We start from the raw sequence: 25,479 nt of genomic DNA on the forward strand, positions 1-25,479 counted from the left end.
CGACAGCTTTCCTATCCTTTTTCTTTTGAATAAAAACATTTTGAAACTCCAATACTTTAATTAAAAAGAATCGGAGTGAAAAATAATGAAACGTATTTGTACGCTTTTCATTATGATTGGAAGTTTTTTCTGCTTTCATCAATTCGCGGATGCCGCAACGCCTCTTCAAGTCGTTCAAAAAGAATTACAACATATTTCAAATAAGCAACCTGTTTTATATTCAAAACTATGGATTCGCTCTATGCAGAATGCTATTTTATTTCATCACAGTGATAACATTCGGCATGAAGATACGATAAGCAATGTAACGAAGTCTTCTCTTGTAAAAGTAAAACAACTTCCACTTCAAAAAGCATCACAGTACATCCCGAGATTATCACAATATATTTCTAAGTTTGAGACTGAGAATGTGCAAGTGTATTATGTTGCAGCGCGTTATGAAGTAAAAAAAGAAAATCCGTATCAATTAAATGGAATGAATTATTTTATGCAAGTGTTTATTCAACAAGGTGGAGAATGGAGAATTGCTGAAAGTATAGTTGCTCCAACAGATCAAATTGTCGCAAATGGTGACGGGTTTGGAACGAAACAAGAAAAAGAGTATGGGAAAAGAAGAGAAAATGTGAAATAACCTCCTCATTGAGAGGAGGCTATTTTATTTAAAATTCCAAGAGACTTTCCATTTTAATATTTTAGGTAGGAAGAAATACGTAATGAAACTAGTTACTAAAAATCCGATGTAAAAGCTGGACAATGAGTGCGCTCGACTTAGTATTAAACCTCCAACGATCCCACCAAAGAAAATAGCGCATGCCATTACTAACTTTTGTAACTTTGGATATAATAGATAGTTACCATTTCGCTCATTGATTGAACGGGCATATAAATATATACCGAGTGGTAATAAAAGAATAATATGTGCAATAGGTCCAATCAATGTTTTTGCCGGTGGAATCTTTGTAAAGTTTGGTTCGTTATGACGTACTCCATTTTGATCAGTATAAGCGCTCTGTGGATCATAATTAAAGTAAATACGAAAATCTTCTGCTGGGCTAGAGATACGTATGTTTTCCATCACATCATGTATAAGGCTGTTGTCTTCATGAAATTCAGTGTTTGAGTGAACAGCAATGACTCCGGAGATAAGTGATGGAAGTAAAGCTGGAAAGATTAATATAGTTGTAGTGAGAAATCCTTGCGATATAATATTCCCTGTAATTGTACCTACACATAAGGTAATTGTATAAATAGCGATTAATACAATTAACATGTATATAAAATAACTATGAAAGGGAGAGAATACTTGATATTTATTATGAAAAGTTAACTTTTTCATAATAGCAAATAGCCCCCAGTTTAAAATGACAACTGCGACGATATTACAGATTCCAAATAACCACTTTGTTATATAAAGGTGCGAACGTTTAAAGGGCATAGACCATAACAAGTCGCTAGCGTTATTTTGTCTTTCCCATCCAATTAACGTACAAGCTAGAACGATAAGTACACTACCTAACAGCAGAACAGAATCTAGAAGTGTTAAATCAAAATGGTAATGATATACATAGTTCCACTTTTTATTGTCATTTAGAAATTGTTGCTCTTGAATAGAAGTCATATAGTATTGATATGACAAAGTATAGAAGCTGACGAGCCAAAATAACCATACAACATATTTACTTTGTTGATACGTTCTTAGCCACAGTGCTTTTTGAAACATAGGATCTCTCCTTTAAAAAACTTTATAATTTGTTAGGCGTGATAATATAACATAAGTAATGATTCCGGTTAGAAACAAACCGATATAGTAACTAGGTAAGAAATTAAAATGGTTTATTTTATAGCCGCCTAGTAATGCAAAGTAAATGGTTGAGCCCCATATCCATATCGGTAAACTCTTTTGGAACATAAATATCTTCTGAGTGTTTTCATTTGGTGATCTTGTATATAAATATGTTCCAAGTAGTAAGTAAACTAATGTATAAAAAATCGGGACCAACATTGATTTTGCTGAATAATATATATGAGATGCTGGATCTCTTAAAGCAGTTGGATTGTTCTCGATCTTACGGGATTCCGGATCATAGTAATAATTGATAGAAAAATGACTAATTGGTGCAGCTGTATTTGTTTTTTGATTGATTTCAAAAAGTTGTCGATATAAGTTTTCATTTTTAATATTTGCAGCGTATAAATGGTTAGTTGTAAAAGTGTATAGTAATGTAATAAATGTAACCCCTGCTAGTAACCATGGAACACAAAAAATAATCTGCGAAACGATGCTTCCAGTAAAAGTACCGATGCATAATGCAGCTGTGTATACTGCTACATAAGAAACAATCGCATAAAGAAAGTATCGATGAAATGGACTAAAAGATTGATAATCAAAATGAATCGTTGTTCTATAAATAACATACATAAGGATCCAATTGATAAGTAACGAGACTAAAATACAAAATGAACCAAAAGCCCATTTAGATAAGAAAACATCTTTTCTTTTAAACGGCATCGTCATAAGTAGTGTATTAGATTGGTTGCTACGTTCCCATCCTATCAATAAGCAGGCTAAAGCAATGATAAGAACAGTTAACCAAAAACTATTACCTTCTCCTGAAGAAAAGATATAAAAATAATAATACTGTTTACCTTTTTCTTGTAATTCGTAATATTTATCGAGTTCCATCTGAGCACTTCTATAGTATCCTAAAGATAAAAGATAAAGCGAACTAAAGAAGAATAGTAACACAGCGTATTTCCCGCGCTTCCAATTCCACATCCATAACGCCTTATGAAACATACCCATCCTCCTCCAGTGTCGTAACGAAGACATCTTCAAGCGACATTGTTAATTCTTCAATGAGTATAGGTTGTTCTTTATAAAACTTCTCCAGTGTTGTAGCCACATTTCCTTCAATTAAGATTGTATATACTTTTCCTGTTTGATTTAATATTTTAATATTGCTTAAGTTTTCTAGTTTTTGAGGTAATGAACGTTCGTAAGCAACTTGTATTTTGGCAAATCGTGATTTTGCATCGTCTAGTGATGTAATAGAAGCTATAGTATGGCCTTTTAATATAATAATTGTATCTGCAATTTGTTCCACTTCATCTAAATGGTGAGTTGAGATGAAAATGGTAATCTCTTTTTCTGCAACTTCTCCAACGAGAAACTGTAAAATTTTCCTTTTCACGATAGGATCAAGTCCATTTGTCGGTTCATCTAAAATGATATATTCTGCTTTTGTAGAAACAGCTAAAATGATGGCGAGCAGTGCTTTCATTCCTTTTGAGTAACTACGAATTCTTTTGTTTGGTAAGTTAAAACGTTCTAACAGTTCATAGAAATATGCTTCATCAAATGCGGTATAAACCTCTTTGTAAAACTTTACAATTTCTTTTACCGTATATCCGTTCAATATGTTAGTAGAATCCGGAACATATACGATTTTTTGCTTTATTTCAGGACACTGATGAACGTTTGTATCTTCATATGTAACAGTCCCTTCATCAGGGTCTAAAATGCCGACCATCGTTCGTAATAAAGTTGTTTTCCCCGCACCGTTTCTTCCGAGTAATCCGATGATACTCCCTCTTTGCAATGTGAAAGAAACATCGTCTAAAATCGTTTGATTATCAATTGTTTTCTTCAGGCTTGTCACTTTCAGCATCCGCATTTCCTCCAATCTCTTTATAGTATGAATCTATCCAATCATGAATTTTATCTTTCGTAACACCAAGATAAGAGGCTTCTAATAGTAATTGATGAAATTGCTTTTCAACCATAGCGATTTTCCTTTCGTCTAATGTTGGGGTAATCGATTGGGATACAAATGTTCCTTTTCCTCGTAATGTTTCAATAATCCCTTGTCGCTCTAACTCTTGATACGCTTTACTCACTGTATTTGGATTTATAACGAGTAAAGAAGCGAGTTCCCGTACAGAAGGTAGTTTGTCACTTGGAGCTAACATGTTCTTTAATACGAGTTCTTTTATATTTTGAACAATTTGTTCCCATATCGGAGTGTTGCTTCTTGGATCAAGTTGAATATGCAAGAGCAATGTCTCCTTTCTAACTTGTATTGAGTGTACTATTGTGAGTAATACACTTAATACAATAAAGGTGATGAATGTGTTTGTCAACTGAAAATGTTAGAAAAATATGGTATTAAAAAACAGTGAATTGGAAAAAATAGGTTTGATATAGAATGGAGGGTTAGTCATGAAGCGAGTTTTTGGAATACTTGTTTGTTTCATGTTATTGCTTTCTGGTACTTCAGTTAGTTTCGCACAATCTGAGAAGACGAAGCAGGATAAAACAGAAGAAACAACGCCGAAGTTAGCAGAACAAGCGTCGTCAGCAATCGTAATTGAACAAGATACAGGTAAAGTTTTGTTTGATAAAAATCCAAATGAGAAATTACCGCCTGCTAGTATGACGAAGATTATGACAATGCTATTAATTATGGAACAAGTTGAAAAAGGAAAACTAAAACTGACCGATAAAGTGAGAGCAAGTGAGCATGCAGCTTCAATGGGTGGATCACAAATCTTTTTAGAGCCTGGAGAAGAGATGACCGTAAATGAAATGCTAAAGGGTATTGCAATTGCATCTGGAAATGATGCGTCTGTTGCAGTAGCAGAGCATATCGCTGGTTCAGAAGAAGGTTTTGTAAATATGATGAACAAAAAAGCGAAAGATTTAGGACTGAAAAATACTCATTTTCAAAATCCGACAGGTCTTCCGGCTAAAGATCATTATTCCACAGCAAATGATATGGCTATAATGGCGAAAGAATTGATGAAGTACCCACTTATTCGCAAATACACAGGAAAATACGAAGACTATTTACGTGAAGATACGGATAAGAAGTTTTGGCTCGTTAATACGAATAAGTTAGTGCGTTTTTATCCTGGAGTAGATGGTGTAAAAACGGGCTTTACGACAGAAGCAAAATATTGTTTAACAGCATCGGCTGAGAAGAATGGGATGCGTGTTATTTCAGTTGTTATGGGAGCACCTACATCGAAAGAACGGAACAATCAAGTAACGAAGCTTCTTGACTACGCATTTGGTCAATATATGACAAAGAAATTGTATACACGAGGCGAAAAAATTAAGACTGTCCAAGTAGGAAAAGGGAAAAAAGAAAAAGTAGATTTAGTTGCGTCAGATAATGTATCTCTTCTTATGAAGAAGGGCGAAAATATGGACAAGGTAAAGCAAGAAGTAATTGCTGAAAAGAAAGTGAAAGCGCCGATTAAAAAGGGCGATGCGCTTGGTACACTTGTTATAAAAAAAGATCAAGATGTTTTATTAAAACAAACAATTGTAGCAAAAGAAGATGTTGCTGCAGCGAGCTGGTGGGAGTTATTTAAAAGAAGTTTTGGGATGTTTTCAACATCAAAATAGCGGCAAACATTTTGCCGCTTTTCTATTCGTATGTAAGTAAATAATTGCTGAATGGTTTCACTTTATGGCGAAATAGTTCTTCTTTTGTCAGTAGGAAGGATTCTTATGTTGTATCACGAAAATCTTTATGTATGTAAATGAGTAAAGTTTGAGCATAAGGAGGAAATCGTGTGAGTCTTTCCATGCAATTAGAAGTAAAACGTGACGTCCTATGTGTGAGGCTAGCGGGTGAATTAGATCATCATACTGCTGAAGAGTTGCGAACGAAAGTAACAGATATGATTGAGACACATGGTGTTCATCATATTGTTTTGAGCCTAGAGAACTTATCGTTTATGGATAGTTCTGGTTTAGGTGTTATATTAGGCCGATATAAGCATGTAAAGGGATTAGGTGGAGAAATGGTTGTTTGTGCAATTTCACCGCCTGTTAAACGTTTATTTGAAATGTCGGGCTTATTTAAAATTGTTCGCTTAGAAGAAAGTGAAGCGCATGCGCTCGCGACGTTGGGGGTGGCATAAATGAGAAATGAAATGAACCTTCAATTTTCAGCATTAAGTCAAAATGAATCGTTCGCTCGCGTTACAGTAGCTGCTTTCATTGCACAACTAGATCCTACGATGGAAGAACTTACAGAGATTAAAACAGTTGTGTCAGAAGCGGTTACGAATGCAATTATTCATGGGTACGAAGGAAATGCAGAAGGTGTTGTTTATATTTCTGTAATTTTGGAAGAAGCAATGGTGAAACTCACGATTCGAGATGAAGGGATTGGCATCTTTAATTTAGATGAAGCGAGACAACCCCTTTTTACAACTAAACCTGAATTAGAGCGTTCCGGAATGGGATTTACTATCATGGAAAATTTTATGGATGAAGTAGAAGTTATTTCAAACGAATCTTTCGGGACAACAATCCATTTGACAAAATACTTATCAAATAGTAACGCTCTATGCAATTAAGGAGAATAGCCTATGGACATAGAGGTCAAAAATGAGAAGAAGAAACCTCAGTTAAAGGACCACGAGCTAAAAGCGTTAATTCAAAAAAGTCAAGATGGAGATCAACAAGCAAGAGATACAATTGTTCAAAGTAATATGCGTCTCGTATGGTCGGTTGTGCAGCGTTTTCTTAATCGCGGATACGAACCAGACGATTTGTTTCAAATTGGATGTATTGGACTCTTAAAATCGGTAGATAAATTTGATTTATCTTTCGACGTGAAATTTTCAACATATGCAGTTCCCATGATTATTGGCGAAATACAACGATTTTTACGTGATGATGGATCAGTGAAAGTAAGTAGGTCTTTAAAAGAAACAGGAAACAAAATTCGAAAGATGAGAGATGAGCTTTCGAAAGAATTCGGAAGGGCTCCAACGATTAATGAAGTAGCTGAAGCGTTAGAACTAACGCCAGAGGAAGTGGTTCTGGCGCAAGAAGCGAGTCGTGCCCCTTCATCCATACATGAAACGGTGTATGAAAACGACGGAGATCCAATTACTATTTTAGATCAAATTGCAGATCAATCTGAAACGAAATGGTTTGATAAAATTGCTTTAAAAGAAGCGATTAGAGAATTAGATGAGAGAGAGCGTTTAATTGTATATTTACGCTATTATAAAGACCAAACTCAATCAGAAGTAGCAGAGCGAATAGGTATTTCTCAAGTGCAAGTTTCAAGACTTGAAAAGAAAATATTAAAACAGATGAAAGATCGAATAGATGAATAGTTATCTATTCGATCTTTTTTTATGACTTTAATAGGAGGAAATTGTAAACTTTCTTAAAAATTAACAGAATTTATTGATAATTTAGTAAATTTAAAATATAATCCAATTATGAACTTGTCACAAAGGGGGAAGGAAATATGGAAACGAGGCAACAATGGGGAACGAGGGCTGGATTCATTTTTGCAGCGGTCGGCTCTGCCGTTGGATTAGGAAACATATGGCGTTTTCCTTATACGGCGTATGAAAATGGAGGAGGCGCATTCTTTTTACCGTACTTATTCGCATTATTAACGACTGGGATTTCATTATTGGCGTTTGAATTTGCTCTTGGGCATCGTCACCGTGGTTCAGCGCCACTTACGTTCTTTCGTATTCATCCGCGTGCTGAATTCATCGGATGGTGGCAAATGTGTGTAACGTTTATCGTTTCAACATATTATGCAGTAATTATTGCTTGGTCTATTTCTTATACGTATTTTGCAATTACTGGCGCATGGGGGAAAGACACGGAATCATTTTTATTTAAAGAGTATTTACATGTTGCAGATAAACCGGGACAGTTTGGAGGGCTCGTACCGGAAGTATTAATTCCACTAGCTCTCGTTTGGATTATTGTGCTTGGTGTTGCTTTTAAAGGAGTTAAAAAAGGAATCGAAGTTGTGAACCGTATTTTCATCCCTTTACTAGTTGTTATGTTCCTTATTATCGTAGTTCGTGCAGTGACGATGGAAGGTGCAATGCAAGGATTAGATGCATTCTTTAAACCAGATTGGAGTCGTATTTTTGACGGAAAAGTATGGCTTGCTGCTTACGGTCAAATCTTCTTTAGCTTATCTTTAGCATTTGGAATTATGATTACGTATTCTAGTTATTTACCGAAAAACTCAGATACAACAAATAACGCTTTTATTACTGGGTTTGCAAACTCAGGATTTGAATTATTAGCAGGGATTGGGGTCTTTGCGGCTCTTGGATTTATGGCAAATAATATGGGAGTACCAGTTGATAAAGTAGCAAGTGCTGGTGTAGGGCTAGCTTTCGTAGTATTCCCGCAAATTATTAATGAATTACCGATGTCACCTTTATTTGGCGTATTATTTTTCTTATCATTAACGGTTGCCGGAATTACATCCCTCATCTCGCTTGCGGAAGTATGTTTTGCTGCCGTATCTGAAAAGTTTAGCTTAAGCCGCCAGAAAACAATTGGAATTATGGGGACGCTTCTCGTACTCGTTTCTCTCGTTTTTGCGACACGTGGCGGGCTTATGTTCCTAGATGTTGTCGATTACTTCGCTAATAACTTCGGATTAATTACAATTGCTCTAGCGGAAGTAGTTACGATAGGACTCATTTTACGTCGTTTACCAGTTTATCAAAACCACGCAAACTTCGTATCTGATATTAAGTTAGGGACGTTTTGGAGGGTGAGTTTACTCGTTATTACTCCGCTTATGTTAGGGTACATGTTAATTGATGGTACAATCCAAAATATTAAAAAGAACTATGGAGGTTACTCAACGGAGTTTGTCGTAACATATGGTTGGTCAATTGCAGCAGCGTTCCTTATCATTGCGCTAATCATTAGTTTAAAGAAATGGAATGCACAAATACATTCAGATTCTGCTAAGCTTGAAAAAGAATGGAAAGATCGAGGTGTTTCATAATGAGTGGATCAGCGATTATGATGATGGTTATTGGAATAGTAGTCATTTGGGGAGGGCTCGCATTAAGCATTGCAAATTTATTTAAGAAAAAAGCATAAAAAAACATCTGTACCGAAATGGTACAGATGTTTTTTTATGAAAAAATTGTATTAGAAAAAAATTGAATAACCATACTACAACTACGAGGAAGAGTGAAGAGGTGAATGGAAATTGGAACAAACAATTTATATTAAAATGCGTAATCGATTAAAAGTTTCTCCTACGTATGAAGTAAAGCTGGGAGATGTTGCTCAACTTGCCGGAGATGCTGCAGTAGTTCAGTCGTTACAGGATGAGGTAATTTATAAAATTACAGCGCGTGATAAAACGCATGTTGTAATTGATGTTATGAAAATAATTGAGATTATTAGGCGAAAAACCGCTCATATACAAATTAATTTACTCGGTTCTGGACAAACTCTTGTTGAAATTATATATGAAAAAAAGAAAGTACATCCGATTTTTTTCGGACTTGTATGGTTGTTACTTTTCATTGGAGCAGCCCTTGCCATCATATATTTTCATGAAGATGTAAGCATGCAACAAGTGCACCAACGGTTATATTACATGATTACGGGAGAATTTAAGGCGCAACCACTTTTATTTCAAATTCCTTATTCATTAGGTCTTGGGCTAGGCATGGTTTTATTTTTTAATCATGTATTTCAAAAGCGTATTAATGAAGAGCCGAGTCCGTTAGAAGTGGAGATGTTCCAATACCAGCAATCACTTGACCAATATGTAATTGTTCATGAAAACAAGGATAATATGAAACAACTTACCGATGATTGAGTCTGGATTCGTTATTTTAATTGCTTTAGCAGGAGGAATTGCTGTAGGTAGCGGATATGTTGCGTTTTTAGCTGTACTTGGTATAATCCCTCGTCTAGCTCAATTAACGAGAAGTGGAAAGCACATTCAATATTTTGAGTGGGCAGTTATTGCAGGTACATTAACAGGAGCTTGGTGTAGTTTGAAAAACATTACATTTCAAACATCGCAATATTGGCTTGTTATATTAGGGATATTTTGTGGCACATTCATTGGAATGCTCGCTGCCGCATTAACGGAAGTGTTAAATGTTCTACCTATTTTAGCGAAACGAGTAGGGGTAGAGGGGAAGATTGTTGTTTTACTCGTTGCTCTTGTACTTGGAAAAGTAATAGGCTCGTTGTTTCACTGGATTTATTTCGTAAAGTAGGAGGCAATATATAAATGACAGGGCGAAAACTAAAGGACGATTACGTAAATAAAGTGAAGGAATACCATCCGAAGCCAAATTATTTTATAAATTGTGTTAAGGCATTTTTTGTAGGTGGACTCATTTGTACAATCGGAGAAGTATTGATGAAATTTTATATACATTATTTTCATTTTAGTGAACAAGAGGCAGGAAATCCAACAGTCGCAACTCTTGTACTATTATCGGCGATTTTAACAGGTTGTGGTGTATATGATAAAATCGGTCAATTTGCTGGAGCAGGTTCGGCCGTACCTGTTACGGGATTTGCGAATTCTATGGCAAGTGCTGCGCTAGAGCATAAGAGTGAAGGAATTGTACTTGGGGTTGCTACAAACATGTTTAAGCTAGCGGGAAGTGTAATCGTTTTTGGTGTTGTCGGGGCGTACATTATTGGGTTAATAAGATATACTTTTAAAATTTTTATGTCTTAAAGGAGGGGCTAGTATGAGGTTGACAGGAAAACAAACGTGGGTATTTCAAAATGATATTTATGTGAATGCAACCGGTACTGCCGTCGGTCCAAAAGAAGCTGAAGGCCCTCTTGGAAAGGAATTTGATATTTCATATGATGATTTACATTGCGGAGAGGAAAACTGGGAGCTTGCGGAACGAAGATTAATGTCAGATTCTATTCAACAAGTCATGCAAAAAGCAAATGTAGAAACATCACAAATTGATTTCTTTTTAGCGGGTGACTTATTAAATCAAACAGTAACAGCAAATTACGTTGCGCGTAAGTGGGGAATTCCCTTTTTAGGCATGTTTAGTGCTTGTGCGACCTCGATGGAGACTTTAGCGGTCGGATCAGCCTTTATAGATGGTGGATTCGCAAATCGTGTTTTAGCGACGGTAAGTAGTCATAATGCAACAGCTGAAAGACAGTTTCGTTATCCAACAGAGTATGGGGGACAAAAACCAGGAACAGCAAATTCCACTGTTACAGGTGCGGGATCCATATTAATTAGTAAAGAAAAAAGTGCCATTAAAATTACGTCGGCTACGATTGGAAAAGTACAAGATTTAGGAATTGCGAACCCTTTAGATATGGGATCGGCGATGGCGCCGGCTGCGGCTCATACAATTCAGCAGCATTTTGAAGATTTGAAGAGAAGTGCTAATGATTATGATGTGATTGTTACCGGTGATTTATCTGCTATTGGGACACCAATCGCGAAACAACTGTTACTGGAAGAAGGTTATGATATTGGGCATATATATAATGATTGCGGATTAATGATTTATGATTCGGGTCAAGAAGAAGTATTTGCAGGTGGTAGTGGTTGTGCTTGTTCAGCTGTTGTCACATATGGTCATTTATTAAGCGAGATGCAAAAAGGGAATTTACAACGAATTTTTGTCGTTGCTACTGGCGCGTTATTAAGCCCGATGATGATGCAGCAGAAAGAAACAATTCCAACAATTGCACATGGTGTCGTATTTGAGAGAGTGAAGGGAGAGTGAATTGTGGATTTTATATATGCATTTCTTGTAGGAGGCGCTATTTGTCTAGTTGGACAAGTATTGTTAGATTTTGCAAAGTTAACACCAGCTCATTTAATGGCTACCTTTGTAGTGATAGGAGCAGTTTTAGATGGATTTGGATTGTACGATAAGCTTATAAAGTTTGCTGGTGCTGGGGCGACAGTTCCTATTACAAGTTTTGGACATTCCCTATTACACGGGGCAATGCATGCGGCAGAAAAACATGGATATATAGGGATTGGTATGGGTATGTTTAGTTTAACATCTGCAGGTATTTCTGCAGCAATATTATTTTCATTTTTTATAGCACTTATATGTAAACCGAAAGGATAAATCAAATGAGACGAAGGGTTGTTTTGGTCACAGATGGAGATGAATATGCAAAGCGAACAATTGAGCTTTTAACGAAGGAATTTGGGGGAAGGTGTATTTCAGCATCACAAAGCAATCCAACCAAATTGACAGGGAAGAAAGTTGTTGAGCTTATTATGCAAACGCCATATGACCCTGTATTTGTCATGTTTGATGACAGTGGATTTATTGGAGAAGGATCTGGTGAAAAAGCTTTAAAATATGTAGCCACGCATAAACAAATTGATGTACTTGGGATTTTAGCGGTAGCGTCTAATACACATCATTGGGAATGGGCACGTGTAGATGTAAGCGTGGATCGAAACGGGAATTTAACGGAATATGGCGTTGATAAGTTTGGACTCCCAGATGGTGAAATTGGCAGAATTAGTGGAGATACAATTTATTGTCTAGATGATTTGAATGTTCCTGTCATTGTTGGAATTGGTGATATTGGTAAGATGTGTGGAAATGATGAATGGGAGAGAGGCTCACCAATTACGAAAAAAGCAATTCAGTTAATTTTGGAAAGGAGTGGGTTTTATGACGAAGCCTAAAAAAATAGATATCCCTATTTCAACTTTCATAAGTGACAATGAAAATTATTTAAAACAAACGGTTGGATTAGGCGTTACATTTGATGTTGGTATTCGTAAATTTCAAATTTTGAATAAAGAAATTGCTGTGTTATTCGTAAATGGACTTTGTGATACGAATTATATTATTCCTATTTTAGAAGAAGCTGTGGATACGAATGAAATAAGGGATGTTGAAGAAGATACAGTAAAGCTTTTAGAGAATCGTTTAATTCATCAGCAAGTAAGTAAAGTGAAAACGATGGATGAAGTAATGGTTCAAGCGTTATCAGGGCTTATTATTATATTTGTGGAAGGCGAAACAGAAGCGTTTGCGATAGATGTTCGTAGCTACCCAGGACGAACACCGACAGAGCCAGATACTGAAAAAGTAGTACGCGGTGCGAGAGATGGTTTTGTTGAAAATATCGTTGTAAATACAGCGTTAATTCGTAGAAGAATTCGAGATCCACGTCTTCGAAATGAAATTATTCGAGTAGGGGATCGATCGCAAACGGATATTTGTATTACATATGTACAAGATGTGGCAAATCCAGATTTAGTAAAGATTATAAAACAAGAATTAAATAATATCGATGTCGATGGCATTACGATGGCGGATAAAACAGTGGAAGAATTTGTTGTAAAGCAAAGCTATAATCCATTCCCGCTTATTCGATATACAGAAAGACCGGATGTAGCAGCAAATCATTTATTAGAAGGACATGTTCTAGTACTAGTTGATACATCACCGAGTGCTATGATTACGCCAACAACATATTTTCATCATTTACAGCATGCAGAAGAGTTTAGACAAAATCCAGCTATCGGAACATTTTTACGTTGGGTACGCTTTTTAGGTGTTTTATTCTCCTTGTTTTTACTACCGTTTTGGTTAGTGTTTGTATTTGATCCAACTCTTTTACCAGAAAATCTTGCTTTTATTGGACCGACTAAGATGACACATTTACCAATTTTATTACAGGTGATAATGGCAGAAGTAGGACTTGAATTTTTAAGGATGGCAGCCATTCATACTCCAACGCCGCTATCGTCAGCAGCAGGATTAATTTCTGCCATATTAATTGGTCAAATAGCAATCGATGTAGGTTTGTTTGTACCAGAAGTTATTTTGTATGTAGCAGTTTCTATGATCGGTGCTTATGCAACACCGAGCTATGAATTAGGGCTAGGGAATAAGGTTGGAAAATTATTTGTTATTATTTTAACAGGTCTCTTCCATGAGATGGGCTTTGTAATTGGTATGACGATATTGATTTTATTTTTAACGTCTATAAAAAGTTTGCAAACCCCTTATTTATGGCCGTTTTTACCATTTGATTGGGGCGCATTAACAAAAATTCTACTCCGTCCGACGATGTCTAGTTTAAAAGTACGACCAAGTATTGTAAGACCTCAAAATGTAAAAAGACAAAAATAAACGGGATTATACACCCGTTTATTTTTTTAGCAAAAATTTATTGTTTTTTAACAAAAATCAAACATTTTTTGTGTACACTTAGAGTAGATATTGTGTATGGAAGGGGAAGAGGACATGATTAAATTATTTGTAAGTGATTTAGACGACACGCTCGTTTACAATGTAAATCATATGCAAAAAGAAGATGAACGTGCAATTTGTTGGTTAGCTGAAAAAGGGACAAATATTTGTTTTGCCTCAGGCCGCTTTACTCATCGAATTGATGAAGTCGTAAATAGGTTTGAATTCCCATATTACACAACTGGCTTAAATGGAGCGACAATGTTACTTCCGGATGGGAATTTATTTTATGAATCGAGTTTTGAAAATACGGTTGCCCAGGAAATATATCGATATATACATAAAAAAGGACTAGCGGATATTGTTTGTGCAAATGAGCAGCGATATACAAAAAGGAAGAATGAACATCACCATAATTTTGAAGCGTATATGGGCGTGCATATCGCTGAAATTGAAGCGTTAGAAGAGGAATTTGGTAAAACTGTACATCCTGCGAAATTGTTTGTTTTTGGGGAAGAAGAGACAATTGAAGCATTAGATCAAGAATTACGAGATACATTTCAGAACGAAGCGGAAGTTTTTATGTCTGGTAAACGCTATGTTGACATTATGCCAAGGGGAGTAAGTAAAGGGAGTGCTTTAAGACGACTAATGGAACATTTGCAAATTGAAGCAAATGAAGTTGCATGCATTGGAGATTCTTTCAATGATATTTCTATGTTTGAAGTAACCCCGCATTCATTTACTCTGCACCATGCTCATCCATATGTGAAGGAGAAAGCGAATCATATTGTTCGTTCGGTTGAAGAAGCTATTATGAAATTGCCGTTACTTGTATAAAAAAGAAGCTCGCTACTAGCGAGCTTCTTTTTACTTGAATAACGATTTAACAAAATCAATGATACTTGAGAAGAAATCTTTCACTTTATCTAGGAAACTTTGCCCTTCTTCAGATCCTAAAAAGGCAGAAACGTGTTCTTTTGCTTTATTTAACTGACTGCCAACTTGATTCCAATCAATGTTAAGATTTTTCATTTTATCAAATAGAGCAACTAAGTTATCTAACTGTTCATCCGTTAATGTAATACCAAGTTGATCCGCAATTTTTTTAATTAATGAACGTAAATCTTCAGTCGTTTTTGGCTGCTCTTTGGCAATTTCTTCTTTAATTTTCGCAACAAGTTGAACTGCTTTTTCTTCACCAATTTTATCGCCGAGCTGGGATGTTTGCACCATTTCTTCATTGGCTACTTTTTTTACTTCCTCAGGAATTGCTTTGTTTGATGTTGTTTCATAGGCTTTCATTAAACCAGTTAAAGCAGCAGTTCCAGAAACTTTAAATGGTGCAGTAATTTGAATTTCTGCATCTTTCACACCTGCTGTAATAAGTGCGTTTGTGTACATTGCATCTGTTATTGAATTAATGTTTTTTGAACGTACAATGAGACCAGAACCTGGCTTTGTGTATGTGATCATAGAAGAGGAAATTGCTCTCGTACCAATTTGCGCTTTTGGAACAATCCCTTCTAGAAATTTATGTTCTTCCGCATTAGACACAGTAATAATTGTAGCATCTTTTGGTGCTTTCATTTCTTTTAACAGATCTTGTTTTTGTTGTTCAGACAAGTTTTCTCCTAGTGTAACAATTGATTCTCCTTCGATGATGTCTGCAAACGAAGCTGTTGGCATAATAAATACTGCTACAGCTAATAGCAGAGCTAGTAATTTCGTTTTCACGAAAAATCGCTCCCTTTCTCTTTCTAAAATTTTCGGGCAACACAGTTATTATAGTATATATTTCTTATTTGTCACCTAGCTTTTTCCACATTTCAAAAAAGAAGTATGTAGATTGTCGGATTCTTTTTGTTTCTAGTCATGAATGTGGTAATATAGTGCTGAGATAGTTGAAAGGAGACATATACGTATGAAAACTTTAGGATACATAGTAATGGAAAATGGTGAAAAAATCGATTTGGAATTTTTCCCAGAAGAGGCACCAAAAACAGTAGAAAACTTTAAAAAACTAGCAGAGCAAGGATTTTATGATGGTGTGACATTCCACCGCGTTATTCCTGGCTTCGTAAGCCAAGGTGGAGACCCAACAGGAACAGGTGCGGGTGGCCCAGGTTACTCTATCCCATGTGAAACTGATGGAAATCCTCATAGACACCTTGTAGGATCACTTTCTATGGCTCATGCTGGCCGTAACACAGGCGGTAGCCAATTCTTTATCGTTCATGAGCCACAGCCACACTTAGATGGTGTACATACTGTATTCGGTAAAGTAACAAGCGGTATTGAAACAGTATTAAACATGCGTCAAGGTGATGTAATGAAAGAAGTTAAAGTTTGGGAAGAATAAGTGAATGAGAAAAGAGAGCTATTGCTCTCTTTTTTTAATAGGAATGGGTATTTCGTTTACGGTACATGATACAAGTAGTAATGTGATTGTAGTGAAAATAAGTCGCTTATGAGAACAAAATATTAACAAATTACATAGAATACATTAGATTACACATTTCAATAAAAGTTGTTTATTACATTCATTTTGCTAGAATTCATCTGCTCTAAGGTGATGAATAGTGAAGTGATAATGAGCGGTGGATGTTTCTTTTCACTTTCATATAACAGTGTTTCTTCTTTTATCTACTTAACAAAAATAGTAATGAAATGTATATTTGACTTTCTTCTTTTCGCTTTGTATGATTATCAAGTTGTTTTAAGCTCTTCTCACTCTGTTGAAAATATTGTAAAATGAATGTGATATGAAAAGAGTGATTGAGGGGATTTAATAGTTTGTAACTTTTGTAAGAAGGGATAAGGGTTATGTTAATTCGTTTTAAAAAAAGTTATGAAAAGATTGCAATGGGGCTTCTTTCATTTATGCCAACTGAAAAAGATGTGAAAACATTACAATTGACTATGAAAGATTATGAAGCAAAGGATGATTGGCAATTGTATTTGTGGAAACAAAACGAAGATTTTGTTGGGATAATGGGGATTGTAAAAAAAGAGAATCAAGTTTTGGAAATTCAGCATTTGAGTGTGAATCCATCTCACCGTCATATGGGTATTGGGACGAAGATGGTTCAAGAGTTAAAGAGTAAATTTCTTGAATTTACAATTTGCGGAAATGAGCAAACAGCAAGTTTTTGCAAAAAGTGTAAAGGGCTTGAACAAAATATACATTCGTGAAAGCAGAGATAAGTAGTTTATTATCTCTGCTTTCTTTTTTGTAATTGTTCGTTTCGTTCAGTGATGACTTCTGTTCGATCACGTAATGTGTGCTTATGTATTATAAATTCATTAGAAGTAACATTCACGTCTTTCCAAGGAAGGTTTTGTTTCTGACATAATTCTATGCAGTACTTTTCTAATGTTGTATCCGACAATGGTAAAAATAACGGTGTAAAACTTTCTTTTTTCTGGATAGATTGCAATTTATCTTTGAGTAAGAACAGAAGTTGTGCCTCATTTATTCCTAAACGAAGTAAATGTGCACTGTTTTTTTCTAAAATCGTTATGGCGCTTTTCATCATCTTCTCTGCGCCATTCCAGTTAGAGCGTCTGTGATGGTATAAAGAAACTGCAATTTGAATGAGGCCGACTAAATAATGATCCCGATTTCCTCTCGGTTTTGTTTTCCAATATTCTTCCAGTATTTCGTGGCATTCAAAATAATCATAATCTCCGTGAAAATGAATTAAAAACTGTATGTATTCCGTAGGATACATTTTCTTCGCCCCTATCTAACGGTTATAAGTATAAGTTTATCATAGAAATATGAACAATAAACGACTAGGGAATTTCTCCCTAGTCGTTATTGTTCATATTAGCAGAAGCAAGCTGCCCCTACAATAATGAGTAAAATAAACAATACAACAAGTAATGCGAACCCACCGCTAAAACCACAATCAACGTGACCCATAGTTTTTTGACCTCCTACATTGTTCTTACTACACTGTTATCATATGAAGTGGTGGGCATGATGCCATAGGCATAGGTCTATTTTTAATTAAATTTCTTAAAAAGGTTGGATAGAACATGAGTATGCTCTATACTTATGTTGTTATAGAAAAAATGTGGTGGGATGCTTTGTGCAGTATAATTTTAAAGTAGAGGCTTTTGAAGGGCCTTTAGATTTATTGTTACATTTAATACATCGTTATGAAATTGATATATATAATATTCCTGTAGCGGAAATTACAGAGCAATATTTATCTTATGTTCATACGATGAAAGAACTACAATTAGATGTTGCAAGTGAGTATTTAGTAATGGCTGCAACGTTATTACAAATTAAAAGTAAAATGTTGTTGCCGAAACATGAAGAAGATGTACTTGATAACGGTGATGACTTTATAGATGATCCTCGTCAAGAATTGATGGAGAGGTTAATTGAATATAAGAAATATAAGCAAGTTGCTACTGAACTAAAAGAAAGAGAACAAGAAAGAGCACAGCTATATACACGTCCGCCAATTGATTTTACATCGTTGCAACAAGAAGAGGAGACAAGCTTGCCTCTTGATGTTACGTTATATGATATGCTAGCGGCATTTCAAAAATTAATGCGCCGTAAAAAAGCAAAGAAACCTGTGACAACACGTATTACTCGTCAAGAAATACCAATTGAACAGCGTATGACGGATATTTTAAAGCTGTTAGAAATACAAGGTGGTCGTCAAAGTTTTTATGATTTGTTTGTTGATGATGAACGGGAAATAATGGTTGTAACATTTTTAGCGGTTCTTGAGCTTATGAAAAATCAACAAATCGTAATTGAACAAGAACATAATTTTGATGAAATTTTCGTATCAAGCTATACTAAATCTGCATAGAGTTAGTATGGAAAATGGGATAGAAATAGTATATCTCATGCTAGGTTTGAATGTATCGTTTGGAACAAGAGAAAAAATATTGAACCGAACGCATTGATTGTGATTCGGTTTTTTGATGTGTATTTTTATGGAGAAAATAGGAGGAAGGAGCTCGTAAGATGGATAGAACAGAACAGAAATCAATCATTGAAGGGCTTTTATTTGTTTCTGGTGATGAAGGGATTTCTCCTGAACAAATAGCAAAAGTCCTTGAAATTGAAGGAAACGAAGTAATCGATATTTTAGAAGAAATGCAAAAAGAATGTGAAGGTGCACACCGAGGTTTGCAAATTGTACAGTATGCAAAAGTATATCGTTTTGCTACAAAGAAAGAACATGCGTCGTACTATCAAAAACTAATAGATATCCCAACAGCTGCTTCACTCTCTCAGGCTGCGCTAGAAACGTTAGCAATTGTTGCATATCGTCAACCCATTACAAGAACAGAAATGGAAGAGATTAGAGGGGTAAAAACCGATAAGGCGTTACAAACGTTAGTATCACACTTACTTATAAAAGAAATGGGAAGAGCAGAAGGACCTGGGCGTCCGATTTTATATGGAACGACGAAAGAATTTTTAGACACATTTGGATTAAAAACATTAGATGATTTACCTCCGCTTTCTGAAGAAAACGAACAAATGAATGAAGCGGATTTATTCTTCGGTTCTTTACAAGAGATATCGAAATAAAAGCTTAGCATTTTGCTAAGCTTTTTTGTATATCAATTATATACCGTGCCATACTAATTGAAAAAAGGAGACGAGTTATGAGAGGTATACGAAGTGTTTTATTATTAGTTTCTGTTTTGTTATGCTTTTCTTTAAATAGTGCATCTGCCAAAAGGTATATGATGTCTATTCATACCGCGTCTCCTTTACGTATGCAGCGGCAACATTTTGGTAAAATGAAAGTGAGTTTCTTAAAAGTTGGACAAGGTGATGCAACACTTATTATATTGCCAAATGGACAAACGATGTTAATTGATGGAGGGCCTTATGAAGCTGGTGAGGTTGTTATCCAAAAACTAATTGAAAAAGGAATTAACCATTTAGATGCTATCGTCAGTACTCATCCGGATATGGATCACATTGGAGGACTCATTCCGATTGTAGAGCAGATGCCGGTATCACTTATATTAGATAGTGGAAAAACATATAGTTCTCTTACTTATCATACGTATCGAAATCATATAAAGAAAAGGGGAATCCCTTTCATTTCAGTAAAAGAGGGACAATACATACCGCTAGATCCGCATGTTTCCATACAAGTATTAAACAATGGGAAGTCCAAAGATGAAAATAATGAATCTTCAATTGTATTAAAGATTCGGTATGGTAAGGCAGATTTTTTACTAATGGGTGATGCTGATGTGCGAACGGAAACTGAAATATTAAAGCAATTTGATGTACATGCAGATGTGTTAAAGGTGGGACATCATGGCTCGTACACTTCAACAAGTGAAAGGTTTATAAAGAAGGTAGAATCACAGTTCGCGATTCTTTCTTATGGTAGCAGAAATCCGTATGGACATCCGCATCAAAGTGTAGTGAGACGATTAAAACAGCATGGTATAATGATGTATGGAACAAATAAGCGTACAGTAGAAATGGAAACAGACGGCGAACATATTACAATTGGGTCTAGCGGATTAATGCCATTACTTAAGTGATTCATACAATAGATGATATTGTTCCTTTTTGGAAAAAATGAATAACATATATTATAATTGCGAGAGACGTACTAAGTTTCCTTTTTGTTAAACAAAGAGGAAATTTCATTAGAATGTATAGACAACTACTCGTGCATATATTAAGATGGAATTAGGCGAATAAGGTAATAATAACAAGTAGGTATTTCATGGGAAAGGATCGATGAAAATGAAAACGCAAGTTGTCATCAATGCCAAAATTTATACAGGTCAAGAAGTAGTGGAAAACGGATTTATTCGTTACACAGAAACAATTAAAGAAATTGGTTTGATGGCTCAATATGTATCACAAGAAAATGAAGCGGTTTTAGATGCGGCAGGGAAAATTGTGATTCCAGGTATGATTGATGTTCATATTCATGGTGGATACGATATTGATGCGATGGATGCAAATAGCGATGGGTTAGTAACTCTAGGTAAAGAAATGTTAAAAGAAGGAGTTACAACTTACTTCCCAACAACAATGACACAAGCTCCAGAAGCAATCGAAGCAGCACTACATGCTGCGAAGGAAGCGAAAGAAAAAGGAGCACATTTCGAATATATTCACTTAGAAGGACCGTATGTTTCAAAGAAACGTGCAGGTGCACAACCACTTGAACATATTGTTCCTGCGAATATTGAACAATTTAAACAATGGCAGGAAGCAAGCGGAAATTTAATTAAATTAGTAACATATGCACCTGAAGAAGAAGGTGCGTTAGAGTTTGAGCAATATCTTGCTGAAACTGGTGTTGTTGGCACAATGGGACATACCGATGCAATTGATGCGCAACTAAAAAATAGAAACATTACACATGCAACGCATTTATACAATCAAATGCGTGGATTACATCACCGTGAACCAGGAGTTGTTGGTCATGTGTTATTAAATCCAGATGTAATGGTTGAAGTAATTACAGATGGTATTCACATTCACCCGGATATGGTGAAATTAGCATATAAATTAAAAGGACCGAAAAAAGTAAGTGTTATTACTGATGCAATGCGTGCAAAAGGTCTTGAAGATGGATTATATGAGCTTGGCGGACAGCCAGTACATGTAAAAGATGGTAGTGCTCGATTAGAAGATGGAACGTTAGCTGGTAGTATTCTAAAAATGGATCAAGCTTTCCGAAATGTAATTGAATTTACAGGTTGTTCAATCGAAGATGCAGTACTAATGACATCAGTGAACCAAGCAGAAGAGTTTGGATTAAATAATAAAGGTGCATTAGCGGTAGGAAAAGATGCAGACTTTGTTGTGGTGAATGAAGATTTACATGTATATGATACGGTTCGTTTAGGAATTCATATGAAGGAAGGGAAGTAATGAAATGAATATTCTTGTTGTAAAAACTCCAGAAGAACTAGCAGAAGCAGGTTATAAATTAATTGAAGAAGTTGTAAAAACAAAAGAAAATCCAACATTAGGAATGGCTACAGGAAGCTCTCCATTAGGTATTTATGCAGAAATGCGAAAAAATAAACTTGATACAAGCCGTGTAACCACTGTAAACTTAGATGAGTACGTAAATTTACCACATGAAGATAAAAACAGCTATCACTATTTCATGCAAGAACAGTTGTTTGATCATCTTCCATTTAAACAAACTTATGTACCAAACGGGATGGCAAGTGATTTAGAGGAAGAGTGCAAACGTTACGAGGGCATTCTAGCTGCTAACCCAGTTGACCTACAGATTCTTGGAATCGGTGAAAACGGTCACATCGGATTTAACGAACCAGGAACACCGTTTAATTCTCCAACAAACATTGTTGAATTAACAGAATCTACACGCCAAGCAAACCTTCGCTTCTTCGAAAAAGAAGAAGATGTGCCAACTAATGCAATTACAATGGGAATTGGAAGCATTATGAAAGCGAAACAAATTCTACTTGTTGCTATGGGTTCTAAAAAGGCAGAAGCAGTTAAAGAATTATTGCAAGGTGCATATAGTGAAGCGTGTCCTGCTACAGTTTTACAACGTCATCCGAATGTAACCGTAATCGCTGATCAAGAAGCTCTATCTTTATGCAGTGAGGCGATTGCTGATGAACATCGACAAGTATTCACCATTTCCGATCTATTATCAGATTCAAGAGTGGGTGAAACAGCTAATTGAGGACGGCGAATGGAAGCCGGGAGATAAAATCCCATCTGAGAATGAACTTTGCGATAAGTTCGAAGTGAGTCGTATGACAATCAGACAGGCGATTAATAATTTAGTGGAACAAGGTTATTTATATCGGAAACGTGGAATCGGTACGTTTGTCCAACTTCCGAAAGTGGAACAAAAATTGCAAGGAATGACAGGATTCACAGAAGATATGATCTCTCGTGGGATGAACCCAAGTAGTCAATTATTAAGTTTCCGCCTCGTTCCAGCTACTGCGAAAATAGCAGACCGGCTGAGAATACAGGAGGGAGAGTCGGTTTATGAAGTGAGGCGTATTCGCTTAGCTGATGATGAACCGATTGCTTTTGAGACGACATATTTGTCGCCAGCTCTTGTAAAAGATATTAACGAAGAAATATTGCAACAATCTTTATATGAACATTTAGAGAAAAAACTGGGCTTCAAACTTGTTAGCGCTACTCAATCAATTGAAGCTTCAATTGCAACGGACAATGAAGCGGAACATCTGCATATTCCTAAAAAGGCGCCAGTGCTTGTAATGCGTCAATGGTCATATTCAGAAGGTGAAGTACCGTTAGAGTATGTGAAATGTATTTATCGTGGAGATCGTTATAAGTTTATTACAAACATCGCACGTAACAAATAATATATTTCAGTTTGTGAAGTACAGTAAATGTCAAATTGTTTAACATGTAAAGAAAAAATACGACTCATCCTTACAAGGAGTGAGTCGTATTTTTATTATGAGCAATTACGTGGTTAACAGCATCTTTAACTGTATTTACCACATAGTGAGCGTGTTCTTTTACTGCGTCATCTGCTTGAGCCATAGCAAAACTGTGAGGAGTTAAAGCAAACATTGGAATATCATTATAAGAATCCCCTATGCAAGCAACTTCCTCTGGTTGTAATTGAAACTCTTTTAATAAAACAGAAATAGCAGAACCTTTACTAATATTAGGTGGCATTACATCTAAGCATTGTTCTGCTGAAATGAACGTACTAACTTTTCCATGAAATTTTTCATCAATTTTTTTCTGAAGGAGTTGTAAGCTCTCCTTTGTTCCACCGACAGAAATTTTATTCGGGAAAATTGTATCATCTATTTTCTGTAATAAATTTGGTTCTTCGACAGAAGTCATCGTTACTTGTTGCTCAAGTTCGTGAATAAACGGTGTTTTTTCTTCAATGTAGTAATTATGTTCATCACTAACATAACGGAAATAAGGATCTTCATTCGTCATGTGTAACAATTCAGGAAGAATGCTGGAATCAAAAGTTGCAGATAATAGCTGCTTATTTTCATTTGTATATACAAAAACACCATTAACACTAATGCGGTGGAAATTTGTATTTACAGCTTTCATTAAGTCTGCAATTTCATTATCAAGTCGGCCAGAAGCGAAACAAAGAATCACATTTTGTTCAGCAAGACTACGAAGTGCTACAATATCCTGTTCGTCAATTAAACCTCCGTGTTGCATCATTGTACCGTCGATATCACTTACAAACATTTTAATCATGTTGCTATCTCCTTTCTATGTACAGTTGCTCTTACATTATACGCATCATATATAAACATGTCTAAAAAATGAATTTTTATGAAATGGTAGATGTTTTACATTGACGACAAAGAAGAATGTTCTGTAACATAAAAGCAGGCTATTTAAGTACGAGGGTGGTGTTATATGAGTAATTATCTAGAAATTAAAAAAGTTTTAAATAATAATGTCATCATTGCTAGCCATCCTGAACATGAGGAAGTAGTAGTGATTGGTAAAGGAATTGGATTTGGGAAAAAAGCGAAAGATGTATTGGAGCAAGAACAAATTGAAAAAATGTTTGTTCTAAAAAATGAACGTGATCGTGAACAATACAAACTGCTAGTTCCACATGTGAGTGAAAAATTAATTGAATTAATGAATGATATTATGTTCTACATTCAAGAAAAAGCAAAATCTCCATTGAATGAACATATTCATATCGCTTTAACAGATCATATTTCTTTTGCAATTAAGCGTTTAAAACAAGGGTTTACAATTGATAATCCTTTTTTAGTTGAAACGAAAATGCTCTATCCAGAGGAATATAAAATTGCTGAAGGTGTTGTAAACCTTTTAAATTCTCGTTTGCAAATTACATTGCCAGAAGGAGAAATCGGGTTTATTGCACTCCATATTTACAGTTCACTTACAAATTCAGATTTATCTTCAGTTAATCAAAACTCCCGTCTCATTGCACAGCTTGTATCTTTAATTGAGACGAACTTACAAATTACATTAGACCAAGAAAGTATTCACTATTTACGCCTTATTCGTCATCTTCAATATGCTATTGAGAGGGTGAAAAAAGGAGAAAAAGTAGAGGAATCGCAAAGTTTTGCTGATTTATTAAAGGCGGAATATCCTGTCTGTTATAATTTAGCTTGGAAGCTAGTTAAGGTTATGCAAAAAGAATTGCAACTTCCTGTTTATGAAGCAGAGAGTATATATTTAACGATGCACCTGCAGCGCTTAGTGAAAGCAGAGCATGTGTAAAAAGACATATATTTTTGTCGAAAATGAAAACGTTAAAAAAAATCATTGAATCGCTTACAATAGTTATGTATAATAACTATTGCAAAGTTATACAAATTTCGACAAACACATTAAGGTATAAAACGAAAACGTTTGCCTTAATTATAGTGAACTTATACGTAAACCTATTTTTGACACGTGTTACTGATTCGATCAGGCATGAGTGGAGAAAAGTAAGGAATGTAAGCTAGAGA

Annotated in this window: 33 protein-coding genes; 25 read left to right on the forward strand and 8 right to left on the reverse strand. The window is 35.5% G+C overall.

Annotation, left to right across the window (positions count from 1 at the left end):
* The first annotated feature begins 85 nt into the window (after positions 1–85).
* On the forward strand, positions 86–631 hold the full coding sequence (locus tag QCI73_RS07235; protein ID WP_270722071.1) for a hypothetical protein: 546 nt from the start codon (positions 86–88) through the stop codon (positions 629–631).
* A gap of 24 nt (positions 632–655) precedes the next feature.
* Here the strand turns inward: QCI73_RS07235 and QCI73_RS07240 are convergent, their stop codons facing one another.
* From QCI73_RS07240 to QCI73_RS07255, 4 genes are read right to left on the reverse strand one after another with little or no spacing between them, the layout of a single operon-like run.
* Entirely contained in the window at positions 656–1,720 is a 1,065-nt protein-coding gene (locus QCI73_RS07240) for an ABC transporter permease subunit (RefSeq protein WP_000486552.1), read from the reverse strand.
* Between the two features lie 12 nt (positions 1,721–1,732).
* On the reverse strand, positions 1,733–2,797 hold the full coding sequence (locus QCI73_RS07245) for an ABC transporter permease (RefSeq protein ID WP_353822710.1): 1,065 nt from the start codon (positions 2,795–2,797) through the stop codon (positions 1,733–1,735).
* A complete protein-coding gene (locus QCI73_RS07250) occupies positions 2,787–3,668 on the reverse strand; it encodes an ABC transporter ATP-binding protein (RefSeq protein ID WP_353822711.1) in 882 nt (293 codons plus the stop codon). The genes QCI73_RS07245 and QCI73_RS07250 overlap by 11 nt, the downstream gene beginning before the upstream one ends.
* Positions 3,634–4,053: a GntR family transcriptional regulator gene (locus tag QCI73_RS07255; protein WP_000548034.1), complete on the reverse strand. Its 420-nt coding sequence runs from the start codon at positions 4,051–4,053 to the stop codon at positions 3,634–3,636. Before QCI73_RS07255 ends, QCI73_RS07250 begins: the two co-directional genes overlap by 35 nt.
* Positions 4,054–4,219: 166 nt before the next feature.
* Here QCI73_RS07255 and dacF point away from each other — a divergent pair, with 166 nt between their 5' ends.
* The 14 genes from dacF (at position 4,220) to QCI73_RS07325 (ending at position 14,838) form a co-directional block, all read left to right on the forward strand.
* Positions 4,220–5,410, forward strand: coding sequence for a serine-type D-Ala-D-Ala carboxypeptidase DacF (gene dacF / locus QCI73_RS07260; protein ID WP_000831986.1), 1,191 nt, complete (start codon positions 4,220–4,222; stop codon positions 5,408–5,410).
* A 170-nt stretch (positions 5,411–5,580) separates the two neighbouring features.
* Positions 5,581–5,931 carry an anti-sigma F factor antagonist gene (gene spoIIAA, locus QCI73_RS07265; protein ID WP_000059133.1) on the forward strand — a complete coding sequence of 117 codons (351 nt, stop codon included), beginning with the start codon at positions 5,581–5,583 and terminating at the stop codon, positions 5,929–5,931.
* Positions 5,932–6,372, forward strand: a complete 441-nt coding sequence (gene spoIIAB / locus QCI73_RS07270; RefSeq protein ID WP_001243400.1) for an anti-sigma F factor — start codon at positions 5,932–5,934, stop codon at positions 6,370–6,372.
* 12 nt (positions 6,373–6,384) lie between these two features.
* Entirely contained in the window at positions 6,385–7,143 is a 759-nt protein-coding gene (gene sigF, locus QCI73_RS07275) for an RNA polymerase sporulation sigma factor SigF (protein WP_000350729.1), read from the forward strand.
* A gap of 137 nt (positions 7,144–7,280) precedes the next feature.
* The gene (locus QCI73_RS07280; protein WP_000450065.1) at positions 7,281–8,807 is read left to right on the forward strand and encodes a sodium-dependent transporter; all 1,527 of its coding nucleotides are present in this window, start codon (positions 7,281–7,283) and stop codon (positions 8,805–8,807) included.
* Positions 8,807–8,905, forward strand: a complete 99-nt coding sequence (locus tag QCI73_RS07285; protein ID WP_000016826.1) for a methionine/alanine import family NSS transporter small subunit — start codon at positions 8,807–8,809, stop codon at positions 8,903–8,905. Before QCI73_RS07280 ends, QCI73_RS07285 begins: the two co-directional genes overlap by 1 nt.
* Positions 8,906–9,017: 112 nt before the next feature.
* On the forward strand, positions 9,018–9,638 hold the full coding sequence (spoVAA, locus tag QCI73_RS07290; protein ID WP_000438355.1) for a stage V sporulation protein SpoVAA: 621 nt from the start codon (positions 9,018–9,020) through the stop codon (positions 9,636–9,638).
* Positions 9,631–10,047, forward strand: a complete 417-nt coding sequence (gene spoVAB / locus QCI73_RS07295; RefSeq protein WP_000572932.1) for a stage V sporulation protein SpoVAB — start codon at positions 9,631–9,633, stop codon at positions 10,045–10,047. Before spoVAA ends, spoVAB begins: the two co-directional genes overlap by 8 nt.
* 14 nt (positions 10,048–10,061) lie before the next feature.
* The gene (gene spoVAC, locus QCI73_RS07300) at positions 10,062–10,520 is read left to right on the forward strand and encodes a stage V sporulation protein AC (protein ID WP_000147736.1); all 459 of its coding nucleotides are present in this window, start codon (positions 10,062–10,064) and stop codon (positions 10,518–10,520) included.
* Between the two features lie 13 nt (positions 10,521–10,533).
* Positions 10,534–11,550 carry a stage V sporulation protein AD gene (gene spoVAD, locus QCI73_RS07305; RefSeq protein WP_001241152.1) on the forward strand — a complete coding sequence of 339 codons (1,017 nt, stop codon included), beginning with the start codon at positions 10,534–10,536 and terminating at the stop codon, positions 11,548–11,550.
* Between the two features lie 3 nt (positions 11,551–11,553).
* A complete protein-coding gene (gene spoVAE, locus QCI73_RS07310) occupies positions 11,554–11,904 on the forward strand; it encodes a stage V sporulation protein AE (RefSeq protein WP_000345905.1) in 351 nt (116 codons plus the stop codon).
* 5 nt (positions 11,905–11,909) lie between these two features.
* Positions 11,910–12,479: a stage V sporulation protein SpoVABEA gene (gene spoVAEA, locus QCI73_RS07315; protein ID WP_001254414.1), complete on the forward strand. Its 570-nt coding sequence runs from the start codon at positions 11,910–11,912 to the stop codon at positions 12,477–12,479.
* Positions 12,466–13,938 carry a spore germination protein SpoVAF gene (gene spoVAF / locus QCI73_RS07320; RefSeq protein ID WP_353822712.1) on the forward strand — a complete coding sequence of 491 codons (1,473 nt, stop codon included), beginning with the start codon at positions 12,466–12,468 and terminating at the stop codon, positions 13,936–13,938. Before spoVAEA ends, spoVAF begins: the two co-directional genes overlap by 14 nt.
* A 96-nt stretch (positions 13,939–14,034) precedes the next feature.
* Complete coding sequence (locus QCI73_RS07325) at positions 14,035–14,838, forward strand: Cof-type HAD-IIB family hydrolase (protein ID WP_002022291.1); 804 nt, start codon at positions 14,035–14,037, stop codon at positions 14,836–14,838.
* 30 nt (positions 14,839–14,868) lie between these two features.
* On the opposite strand, the gene QCI73_RS07330 is transcribed toward QCI73_RS07325, so the two are convergent.
* Positions 14,869–15,735 carry a DUF1002 domain-containing protein gene (locus QCI73_RS07330; RefSeq protein WP_000850502.1) on the reverse strand — a complete coding sequence of 289 codons (867 nt, stop codon included), beginning with the start codon at positions 15,733–15,735 and terminating at the stop codon, positions 14,869–14,871.
* A 187-nt stretch (positions 15,736–15,922) separates the two neighbouring features.
* Between QCI73_RS07330 and QCI73_RS07335 the strand changes: the two genes are divergently transcribed.
* The 3 genes from QCI73_RS07335 (at position 15,923) to ribT (ending at position 17,193) form a co-directional block, all read left to right on the forward strand.
* Positions 15,923–16,360, forward strand: coding sequence for a peptidylprolyl isomerase (locus QCI73_RS07335; RefSeq protein WP_000853792.1), 438 nt, complete (start codon positions 15,923–15,925; stop codon positions 16,358–16,360).
* A 213-nt stretch (positions 16,361–16,573) separates the two neighbouring features.
* Positions 16,574–16,756 carry a hypothetical protein gene (locus QCI73_RS07340; RefSeq protein ID WP_002028396.1) on the forward strand — a complete coding sequence of 61 codons (183 nt, stop codon included), beginning with the start codon at positions 16,574–16,576 and terminating at the stop codon, positions 16,754–16,756.
* Between the two features lie 68 nt (positions 16,757–16,824).
* Positions 16,825–17,193, forward strand: a complete 369-nt coding sequence (gene ribT, locus QCI73_RS07345) for a GNAT family N-acetyltransferase RibT (protein ID WP_000908397.1) — start codon at positions 16,825–16,827, stop codon at positions 17,191–17,193.
* 20 nt (positions 17,194–17,213) lie between these two features.
* On the opposite strand, the gene QCI73_RS07350 is transcribed toward ribT, so the two are convergent.
* Both QCI73_RS07350 and QCI73_RS07355 read right to left on the reverse strand, forming a co-directional pair.
* A complete protein-coding gene (locus QCI73_RS07350; protein ID WP_353822713.1) occupies positions 17,214–17,732 on the reverse strand; it encodes a DUF309 domain-containing protein in 519 nt (172 codons plus the stop codon).
* 98 nt (positions 17,733–17,830) lie between these two features.
* Positions 17,831–17,926: a YjcZ family sporulation protein gene (locus QCI73_RS07355; protein ID WP_000510194.1), complete on the reverse strand. Its 96-nt coding sequence runs from the start codon at positions 17,924–17,926 to the stop codon at positions 17,831–17,833.
* Positions 17,927–18,095: 169 nt separating this feature from the next.
* On the opposite strand from QCI73_RS07355, the gene scpA reads away from it, so the two are divergent.
* The 6 genes from scpA (at position 18,096) to phnF (ending at position 23,355) form a co-directional block, all read left to right on the forward strand.
* Positions 18,096–18,839, forward strand: a complete 744-nt coding sequence (gene scpA / locus QCI73_RS07360; RefSeq protein ID WP_001199760.1) for a segregation/condensation protein A — start codon at positions 18,096–18,098, stop codon at positions 18,837–18,839.
* A gap of 158 nt (positions 18,840–18,997) precedes the next feature.
* Complete coding sequence (gene scpB / locus QCI73_RS07365) at positions 18,998–19,570, forward strand: segregation/condensation protein ScpB (RefSeq protein ID WP_000376222.1); 573 nt, start codon at positions 18,998–19,000, stop codon at positions 19,568–19,570.
* 77 nt (positions 19,571–19,647) lie between these two features.
* On the forward strand, positions 19,648–20,550 hold the full coding sequence (locus tag QCI73_RS07370; RefSeq protein WP_353822714.1) for a ComEC/Rec2 family competence protein: 903 nt from the start codon (positions 19,648–19,650) through the stop codon (positions 20,548–20,550).
* Between the two features lie 208 nt (positions 20,551–20,758).
* Positions 20,759–21,901, forward strand: coding sequence for an N-acetylglucosamine-6-phosphate deacetylase (gene nagA / locus QCI73_RS07375; RefSeq protein WP_353824095.1), 1,143 nt, complete (start codon positions 20,759–20,761; stop codon positions 21,899–21,901).
* A 4-nt stretch (positions 21,902–21,905) separates the two neighbouring features.
* Positions 21,906–22,694: a glucosamine-6-phosphate deaminase gene (nagB, locus tag QCI73_RS07380; protein WP_353822715.1), complete on the forward strand. Its 789-nt coding sequence runs from the start codon at positions 21,906–21,908 to the stop codon at positions 22,692–22,694.
* The gene (gene phnF / locus QCI73_RS07385; protein WP_002194085.1) at positions 22,624–23,355 is read left to right on the forward strand and encodes a phosphonate metabolism transcriptional regulator PhnF; all 732 of its coding nucleotides are present in this window, start codon (positions 22,624–22,626) and stop codon (positions 23,353–23,355) included. Before nagB ends, phnF begins: the two co-directional genes overlap by 71 nt.
* 70 nt (positions 23,356–23,425) lie before the next feature.
* On the opposite strand, the gene QCI73_RS07390 is transcribed toward phnF, so the two are convergent.
* Positions 23,426–24,232, reverse strand: a complete 807-nt coding sequence (locus QCI73_RS07390; RefSeq protein ID WP_000594235.1) for a Cof-type HAD-IIB family hydrolase — start codon at positions 24,230–24,232, stop codon at positions 23,426–23,428.
* Between the two features lie 165 nt (positions 24,233–24,397).
* Between QCI73_RS07390 and glcT the strand changes: the two genes are divergently transcribed.
* The gene (gene glcT, locus QCI73_RS07395) at positions 24,398–25,246 is read left to right on the forward strand and encodes a glucose PTS transporter transcription antiterminator GlcT (protein WP_000073863.1); all 849 of its coding nucleotides are present in this window, start codon (positions 24,398–24,400) and stop codon (positions 25,244–25,246) included.
* Positions 25,247–25,479: the final 233 nt, after the last annotated feature.

This window comes from Bacillus cereus group sp. MG16, from assembly GCF_040459875.1.
Classification (GTDB): domain Bacteria; phylum Bacillota; class Bacilli; order Bacillales; family Bacillaceae_G; genus Bacillus_A; species Bacillus_A paranthracis.